19 protein-coding genes and 1 pseudogene are annotated in these 21,300 nt (G+C 63.0%); 11 read left to right on the forward strand and 9 right to left on the reverse strand.

Features of this window, described 5'->3' with window-relative positions:
• Nucleotides 1-80 precede the first annotated feature (80 nt).
• The 3 genes from MTAI_RS14305 to MTAI_RS14315 all read left to right on the forward strand — a co-directional run bounded on the left by MTAI_RS14305 (nt 81) and on the right by MTAI_RS14315 (nt 3,065).
• Nucleotides 81-254 carry a hypothetical protein gene (locus tag MTAI_RS14305; RefSeq protein WP_155915772.1) on the forward strand — a complete coding sequence of 58 codons (174 nt, stop codon included), beginning with the start codon at nt 81-83 and terminating at the stop codon, nt 252-254.
• Nucleotides 255-314: 60 nt separating this feature from the next.
• Nucleotides 315-1,637: a S8 family peptidase gene (locus MTAI_RS14310; protein WP_187388638.1), complete on the forward strand. Its 1,323-nt coding sequence runs from the start codon at nt 315-317 to the stop codon at nt 1,635-1,637.
• A 171-nt stretch (nt 1,638-1,808) separates the two neighbouring features.
• Complete coding sequence (locus MTAI_RS14315; protein WP_131455723.1) at nt 1,809-3,065, forward strand: hypothetical protein; 1,257 nt, start codon at nt 1,809-1,811, stop codon at nt 3,063-3,065.
• Between the two features lie 225 nt (nt 3,066-3,290).
• Here MTAI_RS14315 and MTAI_RS14320 read toward each other — a convergent pair.
• Nucleotides 3,291-4,474, reverse strand: a pseudogene (locus MTAI_RS14320) (integrase core domain-containing protein).
• A 333-nt stretch (nt 4,475-4,807) separates the two neighbouring features.
• On the opposite strand from MTAI_RS14320, the gene MTAI_RS14325 reads away from it, so the two are divergent.
• From MTAI_RS14325 to MTAI_RS14355, 8 genes are all read left to right on the forward strand, one after another.
• Nucleotides 4,808-6,763 carry a PhoX family protein gene (locus MTAI_RS14325; protein ID WP_043982921.1) on the forward strand — a complete coding sequence of 652 codons (1,956 nt, stop codon included), beginning with the start codon at nt 4,808-4,810 and terminating at the stop codon, nt 6,761-6,763.
• Nucleotides 6,764-7,095: 332 nt separating this feature from the next.
• Nucleotides 7,096-10,116, forward strand: coding sequence for an ATP-binding protein (locus MTAI_RS14330; RefSeq protein ID WP_027888672.1), 3,021 nt, complete (start codon nt 7,096-7,098; stop codon nt 10,114-10,116).
• A 79-nt stretch (nt 10,117-10,195) separates the two neighbouring features.
• Nucleotides 10,196-10,393 carry a hypothetical protein gene (locus MTAI_RS14335; protein WP_027888671.1) on the forward strand — a complete coding sequence of 66 codons (198 nt, stop codon included), beginning with the start codon at nt 10,196-10,198 and terminating at the stop codon, nt 10,391-10,393.
• A gap of 24 nt (nt 10,394-10,417) precedes the next feature.
• Entirely contained in the window at nt 10,418-10,549 is a 132-nt protein-coding gene (locus MTAI_RS15650) for a hypothetical protein (protein ID WP_280938743.1), read from the forward strand.
• A gap of 20 nt (nt 10,550-10,569) precedes the next feature.
• The gene (locus tag MTAI_RS14340; protein WP_027888670.1) at nt 10,570-11,466 is read left to right on the forward strand and encodes a DUF7452 domain-containing protein; all 897 of its coding nucleotides are present in this window, start codon (nt 10,570-10,572) and stop codon (nt 11,464-11,466) included.
• Between the two features lie 17 nt (nt 11,467-11,483).
• Nucleotides 11,484-12,056: a hypothetical protein gene (locus MTAI_RS14345; RefSeq protein ID WP_027888669.1), complete on the forward strand. Its 573-nt coding sequence runs from the start codon at nt 11,484-11,486 to the stop codon at nt 12,054-12,056.
• Between the two features lie 149 nt (nt 12,057-12,205).
• Nucleotides 12,206-12,883: a hypothetical protein gene (locus MTAI_RS14350; RefSeq protein ID WP_051349849.1), complete on the forward strand. Its 678-nt coding sequence runs from the start codon at nt 12,206-12,208 to the stop codon at nt 12,881-12,883.
• Between the two features lie 550 nt (nt 12,884-13,433).
• Complete coding sequence (locus MTAI_RS14355) at nt 13,434-13,895, forward strand: hypothetical protein (protein ID WP_027888667.1); 462 nt, start codon at nt 13,434-13,436, stop codon at nt 13,893-13,895.
• Nucleotides 13,896-14,048: 153 nt separating this feature from the next.
• Here MTAI_RS14355 and MTAI_RS14360 read toward each other — a convergent pair whose 3' ends face one another.
• The 8 genes from MTAI_RS14360 to MTAI_RS14395 all read right to left on the reverse strand — a co-directional run bounded on the left by MTAI_RS14360 (nt 14,049) and on the right by MTAI_RS14395 (nt 21,177).
• A complete protein-coding gene (locus tag MTAI_RS14360; RefSeq protein WP_027888666.1) occupies nt 14,049-14,693 on the reverse strand; it encodes a hypothetical protein in 645 nt (214 codons plus the stop codon).
• Nucleotides 14,694-14,706: 13 nt separating this feature from the next.
• A complete protein-coding gene (locus MTAI_RS14365; protein WP_131455695.1) occupies nt 14,707-15,324 on the reverse strand; it encodes a hypothetical protein in 618 nt (205 codons plus the stop codon).
• Complete coding sequence (locus MTAI_RS14370; RefSeq protein WP_131455697.1) at nt 15,324-16,172, reverse strand: hypothetical protein; 849 nt, start codon at nt 16,170-16,172, stop codon at nt 15,324-15,326. The genes MTAI_RS14365 and MTAI_RS14370 overlap by 1 nt, the downstream gene beginning before the upstream one ends.
• A 185-nt stretch (nt 16,173-16,357) precedes the next feature.
• Entirely contained in the window at nt 16,358-17,551 is a 1,194-nt protein-coding gene (locus tag MTAI_RS14375) for a vWA domain-containing protein (RefSeq protein WP_081698427.1), read from the reverse strand.
• 28 nt (nt 17,552-17,579) lie between these two features.
• On the reverse strand, nt 17,580-18,182 hold the full coding sequence (locus MTAI_RS14380) for a MerR family transcriptional regulator (protein WP_027888663.1): 603 nt from the start codon (nt 18,180-18,182) through the stop codon (nt 17,580-17,582).
• Nucleotides 18,183-18,345: 163 nt separating this feature from the next.
• A complete protein-coding gene (locus tag MTAI_RS14385) occupies nt 18,346-19,878 on the reverse strand; it encodes a hypothetical protein (RefSeq protein WP_027888662.1) in 1,533 nt (510 codons plus the stop codon).
• Nucleotides 19,871-20,401, reverse strand: coding sequence for a hypothetical protein (locus MTAI_RS14390; protein ID WP_027888661.1), 531 nt, complete (start codon nt 20,399-20,401; stop codon nt 19,871-19,873). The genes MTAI_RS14385 and MTAI_RS14390 overlap by 8 nt, the downstream gene beginning before the upstream one ends.
• A complete protein-coding gene (locus MTAI_RS14395) occupies nt 20,398-21,177 on the reverse strand; it encodes a hypothetical protein (protein WP_051349848.1) in 780 nt (259 codons plus the stop codon). Before MTAI_RS14395 ends, MTAI_RS14390 begins: the two co-directional genes overlap by 4 nt.
• Nucleotides 21,178-21,300: the final 123 nt, after the last annotated feature.

Genomic DNA, 21,300 nt, shown 5'->3' on the forward strand with positions numbered 1-21,300 from the left:
AGCGGCCGGCCCAAGTCCAAGCCGCAAAAACCCTTCATCCCCCCGCTGGGCCTGCTGTGTGAGGATAAGGAGGTGCCAGGATGACCCCAAAAACGCCGTTTTCGGCTCTACTACTCTCAGGCCTCTTTCTAGCCGCCTGCGGCGGTGGGGCTCCCCCACCCCCCAGCATCGCCCTGATGGGGGATTATCTGCGGCTAGCCCAGGCCCGCACCAACAGCTATAGTGTGGGTGGCGGTAACATCAACCTCCCCTAGCCATGCCAAGGCGGGTGTGGGATCTCAGCGGCATCACCTGGGTGTGTAACGAGGTAGAGTATGCGTCAATGGTTATGGATGGGCCTGCTGCTGCTGGCAGCCTGTGCCCCGGCGAATCCCACCCTGACCCTATCCCCCAGCCGGGCCGCGCTGGGGGAGGAGGTAACAGCCCGGCTGAGCGGCCTCACCACCGAGGGGGCCCGGGTGTTCGTGGGCGGGATAGAGGCTCCGATAACCTTTCGTGACGGCGCCACCTTGCACTTTAGGGTGCCCATCAACCTCTCCGGCGGCCCCCAGCCGGTGCGGGTGGTGCAGGGAGGACGGGAGGCCCAGGCGACCCTGGGGGTGCTGGGCCAGGTCGCCCGTGATCGCATCCTGCTATGGCTGCCCCGGGGCCAGACCCCCCGCCTGCCTGCGGGCTTTACCCTGATCCAGCAGGACGAGCTGCAAGGCTGCGGCTTCGCCCTGGCCGAGCTGGGCTACAGCGGGGAGAGCCTGGGCAAGGCCCTGGAGGAGTTGGAAGCCCAGGATCCTGCCTACAAGGCCGATCCCGAGAGCCTGTGGAGCTGGAGCAGCTGGGGCAGCGAGGCGGTGGGTGCCCCATCGGCTCATAACCGGGGCCTGGGGGGAGATGGGGTACGGGTGGCGGTGCTGGACAGCGGGGTGGACGGGGCCATCCCCCAGCTTCCCGGCTACGACTTCGTGGAAAACGACTCCACGCCCCAGGACGACTTCCTCCCCGGCGGGCACGGTACGGGCGTGGCCGGGCTGGTGAAGGAGATCGCCCCCGCGGCCGGGATCATCCCTGTGCGGGTCTGCGACGCCGATGGGGTCTGCCGGGCCAGCCGGGTGGTGCGGGGGGTGTGCTGGGTGGTAGAGAACCGCCAGGGTCCCACCGTGCTGAACCTCAGCCTGGGCGGGGACACCCCAGTGGAGGCCCTCCGGCTGGCCCTGCAGGCTGCTATCAGCCAGGGAATCCCGGTGGCCGCCGCTGCGGGCAACCAGGGCCTGCAGGGCAGCCCTGCTCACTACCCCGCGGCTTTCGACCTGCCGGGGCTGGTGGCGGTGGCGGCATTGGAGCAGGATCCCAAAACCCAGGGCGGCCTCAAACCCGCCCCCTACAGCACCCGTGGAGCCTACGTGGATCTGGCAGCACCGGGTACGGCCCTCGAGTGCGTGAAGCCTGGCGGAGGGCTGGGAAGCTGCACCGGTACCTCCTTCGCCACCCCCATTGTGGCCGGGGCCATGGCCCTGTGGCTTTCAGCCCAGCCCAGCCTCAGCCCGGCCCAGCTCCAGCAAAACCTGGAGCAGTACGCCAAGCCCCTACCCTACCCACCCCAGGAGGTGGGTAAGGGGACGGTGGATCTGTCACAGAAACCTTGAACAACCGGCTCCTGCCCGGGGGCCTCGAGGCTCCCGGGATGTTTTTTTGCGCAGGGAGATCACGACCGGTTAAGGATGAGGCCGCAGCCAGTTAGGGCTCGGTTAAGGGGGAATTGCTACATTTGGCCCCGAGGCTGACGACCAAAGCCTCAACCGGAAAAGGAGGAAAGTATGGCAAAAAGGTGGTTGGTTTTAGGTTTATCGCTTCCCATGGTGCTGCTCCTTCTTGCAGGATGCGGCCAGACGGGCAACACCCCAGCCCCACTACAGCAGCTTGTTCAGGCCGAGGACCAGACCGTGCAGCAGGCGGAAGCTACCCTCGATGAAGCCATCTCTGCGTTCAGCGATGTGCTGCCCGCTTCCCTGGGAGCGCAGGCCACCAGCGAGCCCCGCCCACTCACCGCTTACTGCTGCCTCGAGGACGGGTCGATGATGGTGATCGGTGGCCCCTGGCGCTCGTCCTTCCCATGGTCCATACCCAATGGGGTGGATGATTTGGTTGACAAACCCCTCTTCGTAGTCATCAAGGAAAAAAGAGGATCAGGAAAGCCAAAATCATCCTACCTAGGCTATCTACGCCGGACTGCAGGTGGGGGTGGATACGAGGTGGAGTGGTACGGAGCCCGCGGAGCCCGTCCGGTGAGAACCCCGGCAACCACAGACGGGCGCCCGCTTACCGCAGATGAAGTGGCTAGAAAGATAAAGATAACCGTCTTTTCCAAGACAAAGACCACCAACCCGGACGGCTCTACTACTACCGAGATTGATATTCTGCGGATTGAATTCGATACTCAACGGATGGCACACGTTGCCACCAGGCTACCCAGCGAAAACGAGCTACCAGGAAGGGAGCTGGGCACTGCAAACCAGGCTGATCCCCCGCTTAGCAAGGAGCCGCCCATAATCTGCTGCGGTCGGCCCAAGCCCTGGCCGCCCTATCCAGATTGGCCTTGGCAGTGGCTCCTGCGTAACAACGATGTTGTGCTGGGGTTGATGCCCTACGACAACCCGAAGTTGCGCACCGCTGCCAGCATCGAGGAGCTGGTAGGCGAGAACCTGGGCATGGTGTACGTGCGCAAGAGACTTCCCTTCCCGCCCGTCACCACCGACTGTGGTCCAAACAGGGTCTGGTGCCCCCCAGACAATGATCCAATCTACAACCTGCGGCTGGTTCGGGAACAACAGGGGCTTGCGATTCAGCTAACAAAACTGGGCGATCCCAGCCAGGTCATTGCTACTTTACCAGTGGCCAGCGCTTCGTTGGTTAGGGGTACCGGTACTGCCGGTTCAGATCTCGGTATTACGGACAGCATCGGCGAACAAGACGCCGTTGTAACCTTCACCTTCCGTGAAACTGCAGGTAGCCCACCAGGCGGCCCGATAGTTATCAATATCATAACTATAAATATCAACATCAAACTCCGATGAGGTTGAAGGGGGTTCGTTTCAACGCAATTCCTTCCATGTGCTACCTGATCTACCCCTAGCGGATGTGAACAAAGGGGGGTGCTCATCGCACCCCCTGTACTATCTTGACGCAGGAACCCTCCTGGTGGCTGCCAAAAGGAGCTCTTCCGTCTTGGGGCTTTGCGAGAGCATCCGCCAGGGGCGCTCCAGGGGTGGCGGGGTTCAGGTGGATTCACCATCTACGGGTCAGCCGTCCATCCAGTGGCCCAGCCGATCCCGCTTGGCCGCCAGGTACCCCCTGTTGTGTGGATTATCCCCAGTTCGCAGGGGGATCCGCTCGAGGATCTCGAGGCCGTAGCCGGAGAGGGTGTAATCGGTCAATACATTTGAGACTCCAGGGGAACCGACACCTCCTGTAGCTTAGCCAGGTACTCCACCGGCGCCAACCCCCCCAGGGCCATGTGCGGCCGGTGCAGGTTGTAGTGCTCCAGATAACCCTCCAGCTCCCCTTGAATAGCCTCTATCCCCAGCGGTAAAGCCCGCGTGTAAAACTCATCCCGAAACGTCCGCTGCAGCCGCTCTACCATCCCGTTCAGCTTCGGACTCCTCGGCGGCAAAACAAAAAGCTCTATCCCCAATACCCGACAACCCTCCTCAAACTCCGCCATGAACTCGCTGCCCCCATCCACCTGGATCGCACGGATGACACAAGGACATCGCCGCACCAGCTGCTGCAGAAAATCCAGCGCCGTCTTAGCACTCGCCCGGCTGTACACCCCCGCCGTCCCCCAGCGGCTTACCGTGTCCACCGCCGTAAACTGCCGCAGACCCGTCCCGTCCCCCAGATCCACCCACAGCGTATCCACCTGTACCAGATCCCCAGGCCGCAGCGCCGTGTACTCCGCGGGCTTCCTCCGGGCATAGGGCCGCTGGCTCTTCCTGCGCAAACGGGCCTTACGGTTTCTGGCCAGGAAAGCGCTCACCGGCTCCACCCGGCCGCTTCGCTCCAGGTAGCTCAGGATGCGTCCTACCGTGCGTTCGCTTAGGGTGTAGCCCTCTCTGTGCAGTCTCTGCCCGATGCGCCAGCGGCCCCAGGTGGGGTTTTGTTTGCGCAGCCGCTCTATGCGTATGAGGACATCGGGTTTCCAGTGTACCTTCCGGCGCAGCTTCCTGGGTTTGCGGCTTTTGGGTTTGAGGCCGGCAAGGTCTTGTTCTTCGAGTCTTTTTTTCCAGCGGTGGTAGGTGGCCTTGCTGATGCCTACCAGCTTTTGGACTTCGTCCCAGGGAACTTTCTTTTTTCTGAGGGTCTCTACCAGTTTGAGCTTCCGCAGGCGCTCGGCCACGACGGGGTCGCCGGCGCCTGCTTGTTCGAGCTGGCTGGCTTGGTTGGCGGCTTTGAGCAGGGGTTTTCCAACTGTAGTAAGCTGCATCTGGGGGAACCTCCTTTCCAGAGTCGGTTCCCCCTATTCTCTTTCGCTCAGAGTCTCACATGTATCCGGCCGAGCACAGTCTCTAACAGGAGCCGCTCCACACCCGGCCAAATGGCCCGTACCGGATCGGGGAAAACCTAGCATACGATCAAACCAGATAGCACGCCGACTTCATCCCCTAAGTAGAAGCTCGGGGCCTTCAACAGCTTAAAACCAGTAACCAGGAAGGTATGGTCTGGCCCAGTCTGACAAGTCCCTGACTTTGGGTATCTAAATTTCTCAGGCGAGGGAACTATAAACCAAAGCTTCATAACAGTCCCGAGGAGGGCAAACATGATCCGGATCGAAAAGGAGTTTCACCCCGAGGATGCACATATCGGCGGGCGCTCCCCGGCCACCTGTCACTGGAAATGCGGCGATGCCTGTGCCCAACCCGTTCTTAACCAAAGCGAGAACCCGTATGTGCGGAGTGTGATCGAGGAGGCCCTTACCCGCCGTAGCTTCATGGCGGCCAGCCTGGGGGGGTTGTTCATGCTCTCGGGGCTGGTCAGGGCAAAATCAGCCGGTAGCCTTGGCTTCAAGCCCATCAGCCTCTCAACCGAGGACAGGGTTCTGGTACCCGAAGGCTACACCACCAATGTTGTCATCCGCTGGGGCGACCCCATCGGGCGGGGGGCCCGGCGCTTCGACGTTAACAACTGGGACGTTCGCTCGCAGGAAAACGCCTTTGGCTACAACGTGGACTATATCTCCTGGCTGCCCCTGCCCGGCTATGCCTCGGGCAACTCCCGCCGGGCCATCCTCTGGGCCAACCACGAGTACACCAACCCCGAGCTGATGTTCCCCGGCTACAAACCAGGGAGCCCCAGCAAGGAACAGGTGGATATCGAGCTGGCCGCCCACGGGGGCACGGCCGTGGAGGTGCGCCGGAACGCCGATGGCAGCATCTACTACCTGCCGGTCTCGGTCTACAACCGCCGCATCACCGCCACCACCCCCATGGAGCTCTCGGGCCCTGCGGCCGGCCACCCGCTGCTTCAGACCAAGGCCGATCCCACCGGCCGGCGGGTGCTGGGCATGCTCAACAACTGCGCGGGGGGCACCACGCCCTGGGGCACCATCCTTACCGCGGAGGAGAACTTCAACCAGTACTTTGCCGGTAACAACGCCTTACCCGAGGGCCCCATCAAGCGCAGCCACACCCGCTATGGGCTACCTGAGGGTAACAGCGGGCGCCGCTGGGAGCTCTTCTACGACCGCTTCGACCTCACCAAGGAACCCAATGAGCCCTTCCGGCACGGCTGGATCGTGGAGATCGATCCCTACGACCCCACCTCCACCCCTAAAAAGCGCACCGCCCTAGGCCGCTTCAAGCACGAGGGGGCCGAGACCACGGTAGCCCCCAATGGGCAGGTGGTGGTGTACATGGGCGACGATGAGCGCTTCGACTACCTGTACAAGTTCGTCAGCAAAGGGCGCTTCAACCCCGCCGATCGCAAGGCCAACATGAACCTTTTGGACGAGGGTACCCTGTACGTGGCGAAGTTCAACAGTGACGGCACCGGGGTCTGGCTCCCCCTGGTGCAGGGTAACGGCCCCCTCACCGCCGCCAATGGATTCGCCAGCCAGGCTGATGTGCTCATTAACACCCGCCTTGCGGCCGACCTGTTGGGTGCCACCAAGATGGATCGGCCTGAGGATGTGGAGCGCAACCCGGTCACAGGGGCAGTCTACGCCGTTATGACCAACAACAGTCGCCGTACCGCTGCCCAGGTGGACGCTGTGAACCCCCGCGCTGACAACCGTCACGGGCATATTGTGGAAATCCTCGAGAACGGCAACGACCCCACCGCAACCACCTTCCGCTGGGCCCTGTTCCTGGTTTGCGGGGAGCCCTCCGACCCCAGCACCTACTTTGCGGGCTTCCCCAAGGACAAGGTCTCACCGGTCTCCTGCCCGGACAACATCACCTTCGACCAGGCCGGTAATATGTGGATCGCCACCGATGGACAGGACGGCACCTTCCGCAAGAATGACGCGGTGTACGCTGTGCCAACCCAGGGCCCTGAACGCGGCTATGTTCGCCAGTTCATGTCGGCCCCAGTAGGTGCAGAGATCTGCGGTCCCATTTTCACCCTGGACAACAAGAACTTCTTCGCGGGCATCCAGCACCCCGGCGAGGGCGGTACCCTGGAGAAGCCGGTCAGCTCGTGGCCGGACGGCACCAACGTGCCGCGCCCTTCGGTGGTGGCTGTGCGCAAGTTGGACGGCGGGGTGATTGGTAGCTGAGTTTTCCTCTCTAGCAAAGTCCACCCTTCGGTAAGCCTCGCCTTTAGGGTGAGGCTTACTTCGCGGTGGGTCTGGGGTGCTAAAACAGGCGTTCCCGGTATCTCCGATCACGCGGCGTAGTGGCCGGGGGAACGATACCCTACAGGGCGGGCGGGAGCCCGTACACCAAGTGGCACGGCCCGTGGTCTTGTCATTCCGTCTGGGACGGCATACAAACCACAAACCTCCCCTGGTGGCCTGACCAGGGATGGCCCCGGATTCATCCGGGGGAGGATGTCAATCCAAATGCCACAGAAAAAACTCCGAGCAGATGTTAGTGTAGGGCTAAGGTCATGCTGCGGCTCGAGTTGCTGGGACAGCCCAGGATATTGCATGCCGTGGAGTTGAGACTACCGCGCAAGGCGGTAGCGCTGCTGGCCTACCTGGCGATCGAGGGCTGCACGCCGCGCTCGAGGCTGGTAGACCTGCTGTGGAGTGAAAGCGACGAGGAGGGTGGGCGGCGCAACCTGCGGCAGGTTCTGTATCAGCTGGGCCAGACCCCGGTGCAAGCGCACCTCGAGGTCGGGCGGGCGCAGATCGGCCTGTGCGGCTTCGAGCTGGATGTGGAGGAGTTCCTCGAGGGCCACGGCTGCGCCGACTCCCTCAGGCTTTGGCGCGGAGAGTTTCTTCAAGACCTCGAGCTCGACAACGCGTCTCAGTTCGAGGTCTGGCTGCGGCACCAGCGCGAACGGCTGGGCAGCGCCTACGCCAAAGCGCTGGGGCACCAGGCGAGAGAGCTGGAGCGCAAGGGCGACCTCCGGGGGGCGCTCGAGGCCTTCCAGACCCTGATCCACCTCGACGAGCTGCAGGAGCAGCCGCACCGCGAGGCCATGCGCCTCTATGCGGCGCTGGGGCAGCCCGAGCAGGCGCTCTGCCAGTTCAAGCGGCTCACCGAGGTCTTGCGCGACGAGCTGGGCCTCGAGCCCCTGCCCGAGACCCAGGCCCTGGCCGAGCAGATCCGCCAGCGCAGGGAGGTGCCTCGAGCAAAGCCCCTGGCGGTGAACAGCCCCAGCCTGCGAGCGCCGCTGGTGGGCCGGGAGCAAGCCCTGAAGCGCCTCGAGGCCGCATGGCAAAGCAAGAACATTCTGCTCATCGCGGGGCAGGCTGGGGTAGGCAAGAGCCGCCTGGTGCAGGAGTTCTTGGCCGACAAGGGCAGCTACGTAGCCCTTTCGGGGCGGCCGGGCGACGCAGGAACGCCCTATGCCTCGATGACCCGCTGGGTACGGCAGGCGCTGGGCGCTGCGCCGGGCCTCGAGCTCAGGCCGTGGGTGCGTTTCGAGGCCGCCCGCCTCGTCCCCGAACTCTCCGACGAGGCCCCACCCCAGCTCGACGAGGGCGGCCAGGTGAGGTTTTTCCAGGCCCTGTGCGAGCTCCTGTCGCAGGCCAGCGGGGGCTCGAAAATCTTTCTGAGCGAAGACGAGCACTTCGCCGATCCCTGGAGCCTCAAGGCCCTGGCCTTCGGGGTATCGCAGGGCTCGAGGCGGTTGGTCGCCACCTTCCGGCCCGATGAGGTACTGCCCGAGGTCGCGCAGCGCTACCAGGAGTGGCAGGGCAGCGGCGCCGCCGAGTGGCTGGAGCTCGAGCCCCTGAGCGAGCAGGAGGTGGCCGAGTTGGTCGCGCACCTCTCGGGTCGGCCCGCGCGGCTGTTCCCGCAGCGGCTCTACCGCGCCACCTCGGGCAATCCGCTCTTCGTGCTCGAGACCCTGCGCAACCTGTTTGAGCTGGGCGAGCTCCGGCAGGGCCCGGGGGGCGTCTGGGAGACCCCCTACGACGAGGCCACGCAGGACTACGCCGAGCTGCCGATCGCCCCCAGCGTGCGCCAGACCATCCTGAGCCGCCTCGAGCGCCAGGGGGCTTCGGTGAGGCGCTGCCTGGAGGTGGCCGCGCTGATCGAGGAGGAGACCTTCAACAGTGGTACGCTGGCCGAGGCCACCGCGCTCTCGCAATGGGAGGTCTCGGAGGCCCTCGAGCGCGCGAGCGGGTCGCGGCTGATCGAGGCCGCTGGGCAGGGCTATCGCTTCTCGCACGAACTCATCTCGAGGGCTATCGCGGAGTCCCTCAAGCCCGACCGCAGGCGGCTCATCGCCGCCCGGCTGGCCCAGCACTACGCCCAGGGCGGGGTACATCCGGCCAGGGTTGCGGGCTACTTCCAGCAGGCCGCGATGCCCCTTGAGGCCGCGCAGTGGTGGGTCAGGGCCGCCCTGCACGCCCACGGGGTGCTGGCCTTTGCCGAGGCCGACCGGTACTACGTGCTGGCCCTGGCGGCCTTACCCCCCGACCACCCCGAGCGCTTCGAGATCCAGACCCGGCGCTTCTACCTCGCCCGCCAAGTGGGAAACACCTGCCTCGAGGAGCAGCTCGAACAGCTCGAGGCCATGGCGGCAAGCGCCCGCAGCGCCGAAGAGCGCTGCCGGGTCTGGTTCTACCGGGGCATGGTGCTCGACGACCAGCAAGACCTCCAGGGCGCGATGGAGGCCAGCCGCAAGGCCTACCAATACGGCCTCGAGGCCTCACCCGCCGAGGCCTTCTACCCGCTGATCTTTGTGACCCACTACCAGCGCGACCTGGGGCTGCTCGAGGAGGCCACCGCCGACGGGCATAGGGCCCTCGCGCTGGCCCGGCAGCTCTCCCCTTTCCACCTGGCCGAGGCCCAGCTCTGCCACGCCCTGACGCGGATGCTGCAAGGCTGCCCGGACGAGGCCATAGGGCTGCTCGCGGAGGCCGAAGACCTCCTCCGGCAGAACGGCCCCGCACCTGCGGTCTTCTGGCTGCTACAGGAGCGCCTGGGGGTGGCGCGGGCCAGGGTTCTGAACAGCCTGGGCCGTTTCGAGGAGTCTGTTCCGCAGACCGCAGAGGTGATCGAGAAGGCCCGCCAGGGCGGGGTGCAGCGGCAGGAGCTGGTCGGCCTGCTGGTGCGGGTCGAGGGCTGGCTGGGCCTGGGCCGGGCCGAGGAGGCCGCACAAGACCTCGAGCGCTGCACCGAGCTGGCCCGGCACCTGAACTGGGGATGGTCGGAGGTAGGCCAGCTATACGCCGAGCTCGAGCTCTTCCGCAACAACGGGCCCTCGGCGCTCCGCTGGGCCGAGCGGGCCCTCGAGCACGCGGCCCGTAACATTGTTCACGAGATCAACGGGCTCTACAGCCGGGGCGGGGCATGGCTGGCGCTGGGCGAGCGAACCAAGGCCCGGGCCGACCTCGAGCGGGCCATAGAACTGCACGGCGGCATACACCGTTTTCGCGCGGTGCGGCTCGAGGCTCTGCAAGCCCGTCTCGCCCTGACCCGGTTCGGGGCAGGGTTTGCTTCCACAGGTTGATCTAACGAGCCATCTGGCCTGGTTTGGGATAACGAAGCAATGACGATGAAATGACGCTGGATGTTCTAAGCTCCTGGGCGTGTCGGAGCAAGGTCAAGCCGTGCCGCTGATGGTGGTGATCCGCCTCGAGCCCTCGCAGCCCGAGCGGCCCTGGCGGGCGACCCTGCTCGACCTCGAGACCGACCAGCGAGCGGAGTTCTCCAGCCCCCTCGAGCTGTTGCAGTACCTCGAGCGGCTGTGCCGGGAGTCCGGCGGCCGGGTGGTCGGGATTCGATAGGAGGGATATGCGAAAGGAGACGCTATGAAGAAACGACTCGGCCTCATTACCCTGATCGCCCTGCTGCTCGCCCTGGCGGCCTGTGGGGGCGGTGGAAGCGGTGGCAACAACGGCATCTGGGATAGCAGCAAATGGGATCAGGCCACGTGGCAGTAAGGACGCAAAAGGAGAATGTTATGCGTAGAAAGAACCTGTTTTTCTTCACTCTAGGTGCAGGTCTCGTCGCCAGCGGGCTGTGGGGTCTGAGCGTGGGGCCTCTGACCAGCTTTAGCGCGGGCACGCCCATTAAGTCGGCAGAGGTGAACGCCAACTTCAGCACCCTGCGCTCGGCCATCGAGGCCCTCGAGGCCCCCATCGGGGTGAGCCGGCTGAGCATCGGCGGCACCATCGGCGACGGCAAGGTGATCAAGGCCCAGGGCGGCAACCTGGTCTGGGCCGACGATGCCACCGGCGGGGTCAGCTTCGGGGTTGACCTTACGGGCAACTCGACCACCAACCCGGGCCTGCGGGTACTCAATAATGCAACCGCCGGTACCGGTATACAAGGTGAGGTAGCCACCACTGGGTACGGGGTGCTCGGTAAGGCCGGTGGCAGTGGCATAGGTGTACGCGGCGAGGCCGTGACGGCGCTTGGCGCAGGAGTTGAAGGCTTTGTTCCCGGTACCGGCTGGGGGGTTCGGGGCATCACCAATGGCTCGGGAATAGGGGTGGAGGGCAGGTCTCAAGGCCTCGGAGTCGGAGTCTCGGCCAGGGCAGTCTCCGGCGGAACCGCCCTGCTGATCGAGGGTCCCATTGCAGTGCCGAACAACATCAACCGCCCGGCCTTCCTGCATACCGCCACCACCGGCAACATCAACGCCAGCCGCACCACCCTCGACAACCCCATGACCAACAACGACCCCGACGCCATCCTGATCGTCACCCATGTCAGCAGCGGAGCCGATCCGTTTATCAACGCCCCCATCGGTGTCAGCTACGACAGCGGCGCGGGTCGCTGGCGCATCTTCCGCGCCGACGGCAACAACATGCCGGACGGGGCCAAGTTCAACGTGCTGGTGATCAAGCAGCGCTGACCTCGAGGAGCCTCCACATGACCCGCAAAGAACTCCGCAACCTGGTCTTCGGGCTCGCGCTGGGCCTGCTCGGGGCCGGTGCCCTGGCCGAAATCGCGCTACCACATACCTTTACCTCCGGCACCACCATCCGCGCCAACGAGGTCAACGCCAACTTCCAGGCCCTGGGCCGCGGCCTCCCCGGCGTGGCCCAGACGGTCAGCCCCGATGCCGTCCCGATCACACCCACGCCCGCCGTGGACAGTGTGACCATCAACGTGCCCGGCCCCGGCTTCGTAAAGGTCAGCGCGACCGCCCAGCTCAACATCGAGTACAGTGGGGGCAGCAACGCGGCCTTCACCCTCGGGGTCGCCAACGCCGCCGACACCTTCCGGCCCGCGGAGGATCGGCGCATCGCAATGCCCGCCGGTCTCCCGGCAGGGACGTACAGCTACATCGTGAGCGCCGAGCGGGTCTTCCCGGTAGACACCCCCGGCCCCAAGACCTTCTACCTGCTGGCCGAGGAGAACACCGCGGCACAGGGGACGGTCTCGAGGCGCACCCTCACCGCCACCTTCCTGACCGCGATGGGCACAGTGCAGAACCCCTGAGCGCACCGCTCCCACCCACCAGCACCCCACCGTCATGGCGGGGCAACCGAGCAGCCGGAGGCTCCTGGGTTGCCTCGCCCCGCTCAGATGTACAAGAATAGAGTAAAGCACTGATCCAAACGTCCCCAAAGCAGAAAAGCGAGGTTTATATGCAAAGACTTTTCGCCTGGCTAGCCATCATCGCCCTGGGTCTGGTGATCGCCCAGACCGTGCAGCGGCAGCTCAATCTGGTGATCAATGGAAAGGCCGAGAGCGCCAAGGCCATCGTGGTAAACGGGCAGAACTACGTGCCGGTGAGCGCCCTGCGAAGCCTAGGCATCAATGCCACCGTTTCCGGCACCACCCTCACCCTCACCACGGCCGCACCCGGCGGGGCCGAGCAGCGGGTAAGCCTCGAGGCCTGCCTGAACGAGTTCGCCTTCAACGGCATCTGGCGGATGCGTGTGACCAAGGTTGAGGCCATCGAGATCTCCGGGCAGAAGGGCTGGGGGGTCACGGTCGAGGTGCGCAACGGAACCAATCGCACCCTCGAGCCTGGCCAGACCGGGGTGCTCGACGCCTCGGGCCTCACCCTGGCCTTCGCCGACGGCTCCACGAGCGGGATGGGCATCAGCGCAATCACCCGCGAGTACGAAAACAGCCTGCGCAACCAGCGCATCGCCCAGGGGGCCTCGGTGATCTACCAGCTCAAGTTCGATAGCCCCCAGACCGAGGCCCCCACCAAGCTCCTGGTACAGATAGACCCGGCCCGGCTGCAAGCCAGCCTCGGGGTGAGATACTCCACCCCCAACCCCTCGTTCCGCTTCAACCTGGACTGCACCAGATAGCCAGGGGGCTCGCCAAGCATCCTGCCACTGTGCGGGCAGGGCAAAGATCGCCCAGGCGCAGAAGGCCAGGGGCGTGGTGACGGTGGCCTGCAATCAACCATGCTCCCATCGAACGTTACCGCTCAGTGACGCTGGAATGACGCTGGCCTTGCTATCCTGCCACCGGCTACCACCGGGAACCTCATCCCATGGCAGCTAGGATAGAAACTGCTTCAGGGGCCGTGACGGCCACATTTACGCCCGGGCTTGCGGCCAACGCCAGCTGGGTTCCGATAAATCTCCCAGCAGCCCCCGATCTCAGCGCGCTGGCCAATGCAACGCAGGTGGCGGTAAGCGCTCGACCTAGAACCCTACCAATTCAATAGTACCGCCGGTATCTCTGACTTTCAGCCCGGGGAGAAGGTCAACCCTGTAGTAGCCGCCGATTCCCGCTTGCTCCTCATCAAAGGGCACAACCTCTCCCCAGGTACTCCAGTGCTTATGTACGGACTTGATGATGACAATTTTTAGTGATATTGACAATATATAGTGTAAACACTATCCTTGGAGCATGAGTAGCCTCAACTGGTTGAATGAACTAAAGTCCCAGTGGCACAGGCTGGCCAACTCTCCTGTGGATCCCTTGCTTTTGTTTGCCTTGTATAGCTATGAGAACTCCATCGGGTATGGCGAGAGCGAGGAAGAAGCCTTCAAACACGTCGCCAAGGAAATCAAACGGTACAAAAGGTCGCTGGTCGAAATAGCCGACCCTACCGATCGTTTCAAGTTTATCTGGCCCTATATCGCCTTCTGGTTCGACAGGCACAAGCTAGACGGTCTTACCTTCGAGGAGGCTTTCAACAAGGTGATTGTCCCTCTTCTAGAGGCTATCCGTTGGAGCGATATGGAAAATGCAAAGGAAGAGACTAGAGAGTACGAGGAGGTTCCTGTAGAAGAGGCTACGGGCCTCTACCAAAGAATCCTCGGGGCTTTGGAAAAGGGAAACCAGACCAACCGGTCGGGGGAGGCGTGAAAATCGAGGTTCTCTGGTCGTGCCTGTAACCAAGTGCGTCGGGCCATGGCGCAACCCTTCCTAAAGGCCTTCCGCCCCTTGCGGGCTCGAGATGTTCTTGCGCGTAGGAGCTGTTGTGCTAAAGAGGGATCCCGCCGCTTTCCCCCGTCAGGCTCACCCCCCCGCCTGCCCTCCTTCAAGGGAGCGATACTTCTGGTTGAAGAACTCCAGCATGTGCATCAGGTTATACCCCATGGCCTTGGCGTTCACTGTGACAAAGCGCCCTAGCTCCTCCTCAAGGTCGCTTTCGACGTGCTGGTGTCGAGAAAACTTCTGCATGAAGTTCTTACGCTCCGGGGAGTTCTTCCATTCCTCCAAGACCTCGGGATAGAAGATTTCGATGAAGATGATCGGTCCCCCCAGCTCTAGGTTTAGGTCGGAGATAACGGCCCCTACCAGCCTTGGCCTCTGATCCTGCCTTTCAAAAACGAACCAGCTGTCAGGGGTTTCGATGAAGCCACCCTCGATACGCACTGCCCTTGGCCCACCGCCACCAAAAGACAAATTAATACCCATTGGTTCTCTCTTCTCTGACTCTTCTTCCTTTATCAACACCGACGCCCCACTGGGGTAAGCCGGGGCTCTCCACGTTTTTCCCAGAAGGCCACTCGAGACCGTCCACTCTCCCCCGTGTCTCTCAACGGCAAGTTCATCCCAATCCACCCTTGTGAGATGATAAGTAAGGTAAAGGTAGAGCGAGAAGTGACCTGGGTCCTTCATGAGCAAGTCGAAAAAGCCACCCGTCTTGATCTTGGCCATACTCAATACTCAATCACTCCGCGTCTTCGTAGAGCTCATGGAGGCGGTCAAGTAGATGCTCGCTTATAAAACTCCACACGCGACCTTCCAGCAGCCACTTTACGTCGTTGTACAGCTCCCTTAGGTTCTCCAGATCCTCATACTTCAGTTCGCCGTCCCACTCCAGATGCCCCCTCACCTGCAAGTCGAGCATGTCCAAGGCCCCAAGGCGCGCCAACGGCCGCAGTGACCAGGGCAATTTTTCCTGCATTTTCCACTCCTCAAAAAACTCGGGGTAGAAAATCAAGCCGCGGTCGCTGTCGCTATGCCCTGGCGCAGGTTCTTCACAATCCTCCAGTTTGCAATGAATGACGACTCCTACAACCCTTTTCTCGCACCTATCGAAAACAAAATCAAGACCAAAATCATACTGGTCATCGTACTCATAACCCCAGCGATCTTCGAAGAGATCAGGAATGTCTGAGCTAGGAATCCCAGGGATCTCCAACTCAGGGATCTCCAGCTCGCTGCCCGCAAAGGCGGGATCCGGGTTCACAAAGACAGGGGCGACGGCAAAGGAGCTTGGGTTCTTGGTGAACCGCTCCAGAAAACTCTCAACCTCTTCCCGGAAGATGGCCTCCATCTCGTTCATCATGACCTCCCTGCTTCCCTGGGCAAGATCAGTCCCTTGGCCTTCAGGAAGACCTCACGGAGCGGCTCAAAGCCCACCCCTTGGAAGGAAAGCCAGAGGGCGTACTGCCACATGAAGGGAGTGGTATCGGCTGGCAGCGCCTCCTTCTCGTCCCGCCAGTACCGCAGCAGATCCAGGTACCAGCGCTCGTACCTCCCGTACTGCTCCGCGGGCTGTGCCGTGTGGCCTGGCCCGCCAAAGGCTATGTCGACGCCCACCATCATATACCTGTCGAGCGAGATAAGTTCGAAACGGTGATCGTAGAGCTGCAGAGCCAGTCTAGCCACGCTTCTCGGGAGCCAATACCTTCCGAGTCTTTCAGCCAAAGAGAGTGCGGATACGCGAATGAAGCTACTACTAGGATGAAAGTGCTCTTCACTGTATCTGACGACGTCCTCTTCGCTCTTATCTAGGGGTAGCAAGTACAAAAGAACAAAAAGGTTCGAAGCAAGGGTTCCGTAGGCGTTCCTCCCGAAGGATGAGACCGCATCGTAGATGGACAAAAGCCTTTTTCTCACCTCGCCGGTATACCACCGAAAGGCCTCATGAGACGGACGATGCATCTCATGCTTGTAGTTCCCCCAATCGACGAACCTCCAAAGACTCTCGTAACCCATGGAGTTTGTCAGATCCACCAGGTTCTTGTAGGCCTCCATCGCCTGCTTGAAGGAGGCCCCTCTAGAAAGGACTGCGAAGGCCACCGCGCCGAACGCCAACCTTATCCGGTCGTCGGGGTCCTCGCGTATCTCTTCCTGTATTGCGAGGTCCTCCCGGATCCCGGGCAGGTAGGGAAGTGCGCGCTCGACCATACCACGCACGGCCTCGGAGTCGAGGGGAGGTGTAGGGGGCTCACCAGTCCCATAGCCCCCGAAAGCCGCGCGCTGTAGCGGGCCCTTGGCGGGGAACCACAGGGTGTGGTCAAACCCCGCTTGGGATGGCTCGTCGTGGGGTTTGTCTGGCTCAGGCACGCGTATCCACACCCCTTTCGAAGCATCTACTTGCGGCCCTTGCGGCCGGAAGGGGTCTTAGGGTTGTCCTGAGATAGGCGCTCGAGCTCCCGAATCAGCTGCTCGGGGTCGAAATCCTCCTCATCTTCCTCGTAAGGATCGCACGTCTGGACGATCTGCTCCAACTCCCGCCGCAACCTTGCGAGTTTCTCCTGATACTGGGCCAGCACGGCCCGCTGGCGGGCGCGGATGGCCTTGCTGTTTTCGAGCCGGGCCAGCGCGGCGGCGACCTCCGGGTGGGCCTCGAGCCGCTCAAACTCCGCCGCCTCCAGCACCGGCAGCCTTAGGGTGGCCTCGAGGCGCTCCCGCTGGCCCGCGGGCGTCTCCCAGCCCAGCTCCAGCTCCAGGGAGGCCTCCCGGCCTTCGGGGGCCTCCAGCTCCAGGAGAAATTCCAGCGGTGCCCCGGATACCAGGTTGGGTAGGATGTAATCCCCCGAGGCCTCCTGCTTCAGTTCGCCGAGGACCCGGGCCTGTTGCCCTAGCCGGAGCCGCACCCCGCTGCCCAAGATCCCGCCCAGCTCCCGGGCGAAAATACGGGGTATGTCGGCGGAGCTTTCGATGAAGTAGTAGTTCCCCTCCCCGGCCTCGGCCATGGCGGCCATGAGGTTCTCGTTGTAGTCGAGGCCGACCCCCAGGGTGCTGGTGCTTATGCCCCGTTGAGCCAGCCCCCGTACCTGCTCGGTGATGACCTTGGGGTTGGTCTCACCCACGTTGGCCAGGCCGTCGGAGAGCAGCGCCACCCGGTTGAGCCGCCCCGTCTCCTGGTAGGCCGCCACCTGGGTGGCCCCCTCCAGCCAGCCCGCGTGCAGGGCGGTGCTGCCACCGGTGCAGATCCTTCCGATGAGTTCGGCTATCCTCCCCCGCTGCTCCCCCACCAAGGTACTGGGCACCAGCACCTCTACGCTATTGTCGTAAATCACCACCGCCACCCGATCCTCCGGCAGCAGGTTGTGCACCGCGTAGATGGCGGCCTCCTTGGCGAACTTGAGCTTGCTTCCACCCATGGAGCCGGAGCGGTCGAGGACCAGGGCCAGGTTGAGCAGCGGGCGCTCAGGGCGCTCCTGGGGCTCGGGGGTGTGAATGCGCAGCAGCACCGGAAGCGGCCGGTGAGCACTTACCCCCGGTCTGAGGGGGATGAGCTCGAGCTGGGGCTGGGTCTTTGGGCTTGGGTTGTTTTGCATATCTTTACCTCCTTCCTTTACGCGGGCTTCAGCGCCGACGCGGTTTTACGCTCATGAGCTGCCTGCGTATCTCCTGAAAGAGCGCTTCGGTTTCACTGGTGGTCTTGGGCAGCTGAAAGTCTTCGCGCACGTGCAGCTCCAGGCCAGGGGCAATCTCGAAGCGGTGCCAGCGCAGCAGGGGCGGAGGCGGGGGAGGTGGGGCGTCATAAGCCACCAGTGGGGACCGGGTGTACTGCCTGCGCAACTCCGCCAGGTAGTTGAGCGCGGGGGTCTCCCGGGCAGTGAAATCCACCCCGCCCTCCAGCATCGCCAACAGCTCGGCATCGCTCTTACGCCGGGCCAGGTCGCCCAGGGCGCTGGCCCCGTGTCCCTCGGCTAACAGGCGCCGCAGAACCAGCAGTTGCAGCAGATGACGCACCGTGTAACGGGCCTCCCGCCCTGCCCGCAGGGGCTCGTCGAGCATCCCCAGGCTGGTGTAGTGGCGCACCAGGCGGGGGGTGACCTCCTCGCGTACCCGCTGGCTGCCGAACTCCTGCGGCAGGTAGCGGGGCAGGCGGGCGTTGGCTTCGTGCACCAGCTCCTGCAGATCCCACTCTGCACCGCGCCGCAACAGGGTCTCGAGGCTGTCCATATCCCAAGAGTAATGATTACGCTTTATATTGTCAATATCACTTATCACTGTAAATACCAGATCCGCACATCATCCCCACGATCCTCGGCCCCGTTAAGGGACCGGGCAGATTCGGCTGGGGCTTTCCCCAGGCCACACCTGCACCGCGGGTGGGGTTGTTGGTTTAGACACCTCTGGCTGCCCCTCCCAGCCCCAGGCCAAGCCGCCACCAGTCTCGAGGCCGGCCTTTCGGAGGCAGGGAAAGGGAGACGGCCTTATCGCGCAACACGAGCTCCACACGCAGAGGAAAAAGCCCCGCCCGCGCGACCAAGGCACCCTGGCCTTCAGGCCTTATCTGCTTCTCCTCTACCAGGCGCTCCCCTGCCAGGACTCGAGCGCACACGGCCAAGCCCGGAGGATGGGTGCGGACAAAGGCCCCATGGGGCTCAACCCAGGCCTCCAGGCGTGCCTGCACCACAAAAGGCAGCCGTGCAACCCCACGCCACTCCTCCACCCGACCGTCGATCCTTATCTCGACGATGAGTTCATCCTCCAGGATTGATGTCTCCCCTATTTCCTCTGCCAGCTTTTCCAGGCTCTCTCTGGCCTCCCCACCGGAAGCAAAAAGGTAGCGCAAAGGGTGCTCTGCGGGATCGAAATCGACGGGATGGACTTCGAGGGGCTCCCCAAGGCTCCAGACCGGCTGGGAAAAGCGAACCGCGAAAGCCTTGTGATGCAGGCGGAAGCGCACGGTCTCGCCCTCCTCAAACGAGACCTCGAGCTCTTCGGGGAGGGGGGCTCCATCCGGGGTGCGACGGGGTACCCAGGAAAAGCGCTTGAAGCGCCCGTCCTCCAACACCACTTTCCCATACACCCTCCAGCCTTCCACCAGGGGTGCCGGGCTCAGGGCAGGCTGGATCTCCTCGAGGCCCGGGGGGGCGTTCAGGAGCTCTACCCTCACCTGCCTGTGCCGTGGACGGGGCCGCTTGGAGACCGGCCGCTCTCCTTTGAGCTTCCAGTACAGATCCTTCAGGGCCTGATCCGAGCGGTTGAAAAGAAGTCGCACCGGGTGGGGCTCCCCCAGGTAGAGGCCGGCGGCCTCGAGAAAGCCCAGCACCGCCTGTTCATTGTCCAGAGCCGGCGGCTGCCCCTCCTCCAGAAGGACTTCCATAGCCTCCTTAAGCCTGCGAAACACCCGCTTATAGGGTTGGGCCTGCGCGGGAAGCTCCCCGGAGGAGTAGAAAGACAGGAAGGCCTCCTTGAGGACGTTCAGGCGCAGAGCGCGGAAGTGAAAGATCGCATCCAGGGTGCTTATAAAATCCCGCTTACCGCCCTTACTCCACTGTAGGCGGAACCGGGTTTCGGGATGCCATTCCAGGGCTTCCCAAAGGCGGTCGTATTGCGCTTTGGTAGGTAGGTTTTGGTCTTTGATCCCCAGATCTTGCAGGAAGTTAGACCACAGGGCATCGTCGTTTTCCGGAACTTCCCGGTAAAAGAAATACCCCCGCAGATAGCCAAGGAGGACTCGCGCAGGCACCAGTTCCTCGCCTTGCGAGCGCACCGCCTTGAGCAAATCCCCCCAGCGTTCACCCCGCCAAACCTTCTGCATGAGGGGTTTTGCCCCCTCGAAGTCCTCCTGGGCTATGCAGGCCTGGGCCACACCCCCCTGTTGCACCGCCCGATCCAGATTCAGCGCGTGCAACCAGAGATCAACCATCCCGCACCCCCTCCAGCCAGGCAAGGAGTGCCCACTCCAGCACCAGGCCGGTTCGAACCCGCTGCCAATCGGTTATCTCACCCGCGAAAACCCGGGAAAGCGCCCCCTCTCGCTCCTCCCAGATGGCCCTCAGCCATGGTTCTATCCCACACCCTTCCAGCTTGCGGGCTTCCTCCACGAGGGTCTGATCCCACAGCCCGATGTTCTGCCCCAGGTAGCGGAAAAAGCCCTCACCCAGCGGCGGTTGAGCGAGCATTGCAAGCTGCTGTTTAGCCTGCTCCAGGGCCTTTGCACACTGCATATGGGCGGCCTGTTCCTCTTTCAGCTGCTGTTGCAGCGTATCAACCTGGCGCTGGAGCTTTTCAACCCTCTCGTCCGCGCATTCTGCAACCTTCCTCTTGAGCTCGAGGATCTCCGCGGCCTGTTCATCCAGTCGCTTCTGAAGACTGCGCCTCTCCTCTTCCCACCGACGGCGATCCTCCAGCCACCGCTTTTCGTACCACCTCACCTCGTCGTGACTCATGGCACCTCCTCAAAGCGGGGTGAAGTAGGCCGCGGCCCGGGCTGAAGCAGGGTCTCCAGGCGGAAGGCGTGAGTGCGCAGCCAGCGGGCAAGGGGAAGCTCCGAAAGATCCAAAAGCAGCCGCTCGAGCCCCACCAGCACAATCCCCTCCGCCTCGCATTGCAGCAGATCCCGGTTGCTGTGGAGAAGCGCCGGGTGGTTTTCCCCGGCAAGAAAGGCGCGGTACCCCTCGATGAGGGCCGTCACCCGTTCCTCTGCCCTGCCGCCCAGGCTGGGATAGTCCAGTACCAAAACCCGCAGCAGCGCCTCTTCCGGGAAAGGTTCGGGTAGGGCTTCTTTGAAGCGTTGGAGCTGGGCCAGCCGGGCTTCGAGCAGCTCCCTTTGCGCCGCTGCACCCTCCAGCGCTCCTATACGGGCCTCGAGCTCCCTGACCCGCTTTTCATAGTCCTCTATACGGCCTTTCATCACCTCGTTTTCTTCCTGAAGGCGGCTGCGTTCTCCCTGGACTTTCACCAGCTCATCGCGCAGGGCTTCTTCATTCTTGTGGGCTTGCGCGAGATCCTTGCGCAGGTGGGCCGCTTCCTGCTCGACCCTTCCCCTCAACCCTTCCGCTTCTTGCCTGGCTTTCTCTTCTCTTTGCAGTTTAACTCTGAGCTTTTCTGCCTCGTTGACCTTTTGCTGGTATTTCTTTTCCCCCTCCCGCAACCTGCGCAAAAGCTCCTGCTCACGGGCGTTTGGGGCCTGTGCGCTCTGGGCCGGCGGCTTTGGCTCGGTCACAACAGGGGTTTCTTGCTTTGAGCCCTTCTCAGAGGGAGCTTCCAGGGTAACAGAAGCGGCGAGCAATTCTTTGGTATTTGGAGACAGTGCACAAAGGGCTTTTTTCAAGGAATGTATCGAGTC

Origin of the sequence: Meiothermus taiwanensis WR-220 (genome assembly GCF_003568585.1) — a bacterium.
In the GTDB taxonomy this organism is placed as follows: domain Bacteria; phylum Deinococcota; class Deinococci; order Deinococcales; family Thermaceae; genus Meiothermus; species Meiothermus taiwanensis.

Coding starts and splice junctions, on each gene's coding strand:
- MTAI_RS14345 (WP_027888669.1), top strand. CDS start 11,484: ATGACCCGCAAAGAACTCCGCAACCTGGTCTTCGGGCTCGCGCTGGGC.
- MTAI_RS14370 (WP_131455697.1), bottom strand. CDS start 16,172: ATGGTCGAGCGCGCACTTCCCTACCTGCCCGGGATCCGGGAGGACCTC.
- MTAI_RS14375 (WP_081698427.1), bottom strand. CDS start 17,551: ATGCAAAACAACCCAAGCCCAAAGACCCAGCCCCAGCTCGAGCTCATC.
- MTAI_RS14360 (WP_027888666.1), bottom strand. CDS start 14,693: ATGGCCAAGATCAAGACGGGTGGCTTTTTCGACTTGCTCATGAAGGAC.
- MTAI_RS14305 (WP_155915772.1), top strand. CDS start 81: ATGACCCCAAAAACGCCGTTTTCGGCTCTACTACTCTCAGGCCTCTTT.
- MTAI_RS14325 (WP_043982921.1), top strand. CDS start 4,808: ATGATCCGGATCGAAAAGGAGTTTCACCCCGAGGATGCACATATCGGC.
- MTAI_RS15650 (WP_280938743.1), top strand. CDS start 10,418: ATGAAGAAACGACTCGGCCTCATTACCCTGATCGCCCTGCTGCTCGCC.
- MTAI_RS14355 (WP_027888667.1), top strand. CDS start 13,434: ATGAGTAGCCTCAACTGGTTGAATGAACTAAAGTCCCAGTGGCACAGG.
- MTAI_RS14315 (WP_131455723.1), top strand. CDS start 1,809: ATGGCAAAAAGGTGGTTGGTTTTAGGTTTATCGCTTCCCATGGTGCTG.
- MTAI_RS14350 (WP_051349849.1), top strand. CDS start 12,206: ATGCAAAGACTTTTCGCCTGGCTAGCCATCATCGCCCTGGGTCTGGTG.
- MTAI_RS14340 (WP_027888670.1), top strand. CDS start 10,570: ATGCGTAGAAAGAACCTGTTTTTCTTCACTCTAGGTGCAGGTCTCGTC.
- MTAI_RS14390 (WP_027888661.1), bottom strand. CDS start 20,401: ATGAGTCACGACGAGGTGAGGTGGTACGAAAAGCGGTGGCTGGAGGAT.
- MTAI_RS14385 (WP_027888662.1), bottom strand. CDS start 19,878: ATGGTTGATCTCTGGTTGCACGCGCTGAATCTGGATCGGGCGGTGCAA.
- MTAI_RS14380 (WP_027888663.1), bottom strand. CDS start 18,182: ATGGACAGCCTCGAGACCCTGTTGCGGCGCGGTGCAGAGTGGGATCTG.
- MTAI_RS14365 (WP_131455695.1), bottom strand. CDS start 15,324: ATGAACGAGATGGAGGCCATCTTCCGGGAAGAGGTTGAGAGTTTTCTG.
- MTAI_RS14330 (WP_027888672.1), top strand. CDS start 7,096: ATGCTGCGGCTCGAGTTGCTGGGACAGCCCAGGATATTGCATGCCGTG.
- MTAI_RS14310 (WP_187388638.1), top strand. CDS start 315: ATGCGTCAATGGTTATGGATGGGCCTGCTGCTGCTGGCAGCCTGTGCC.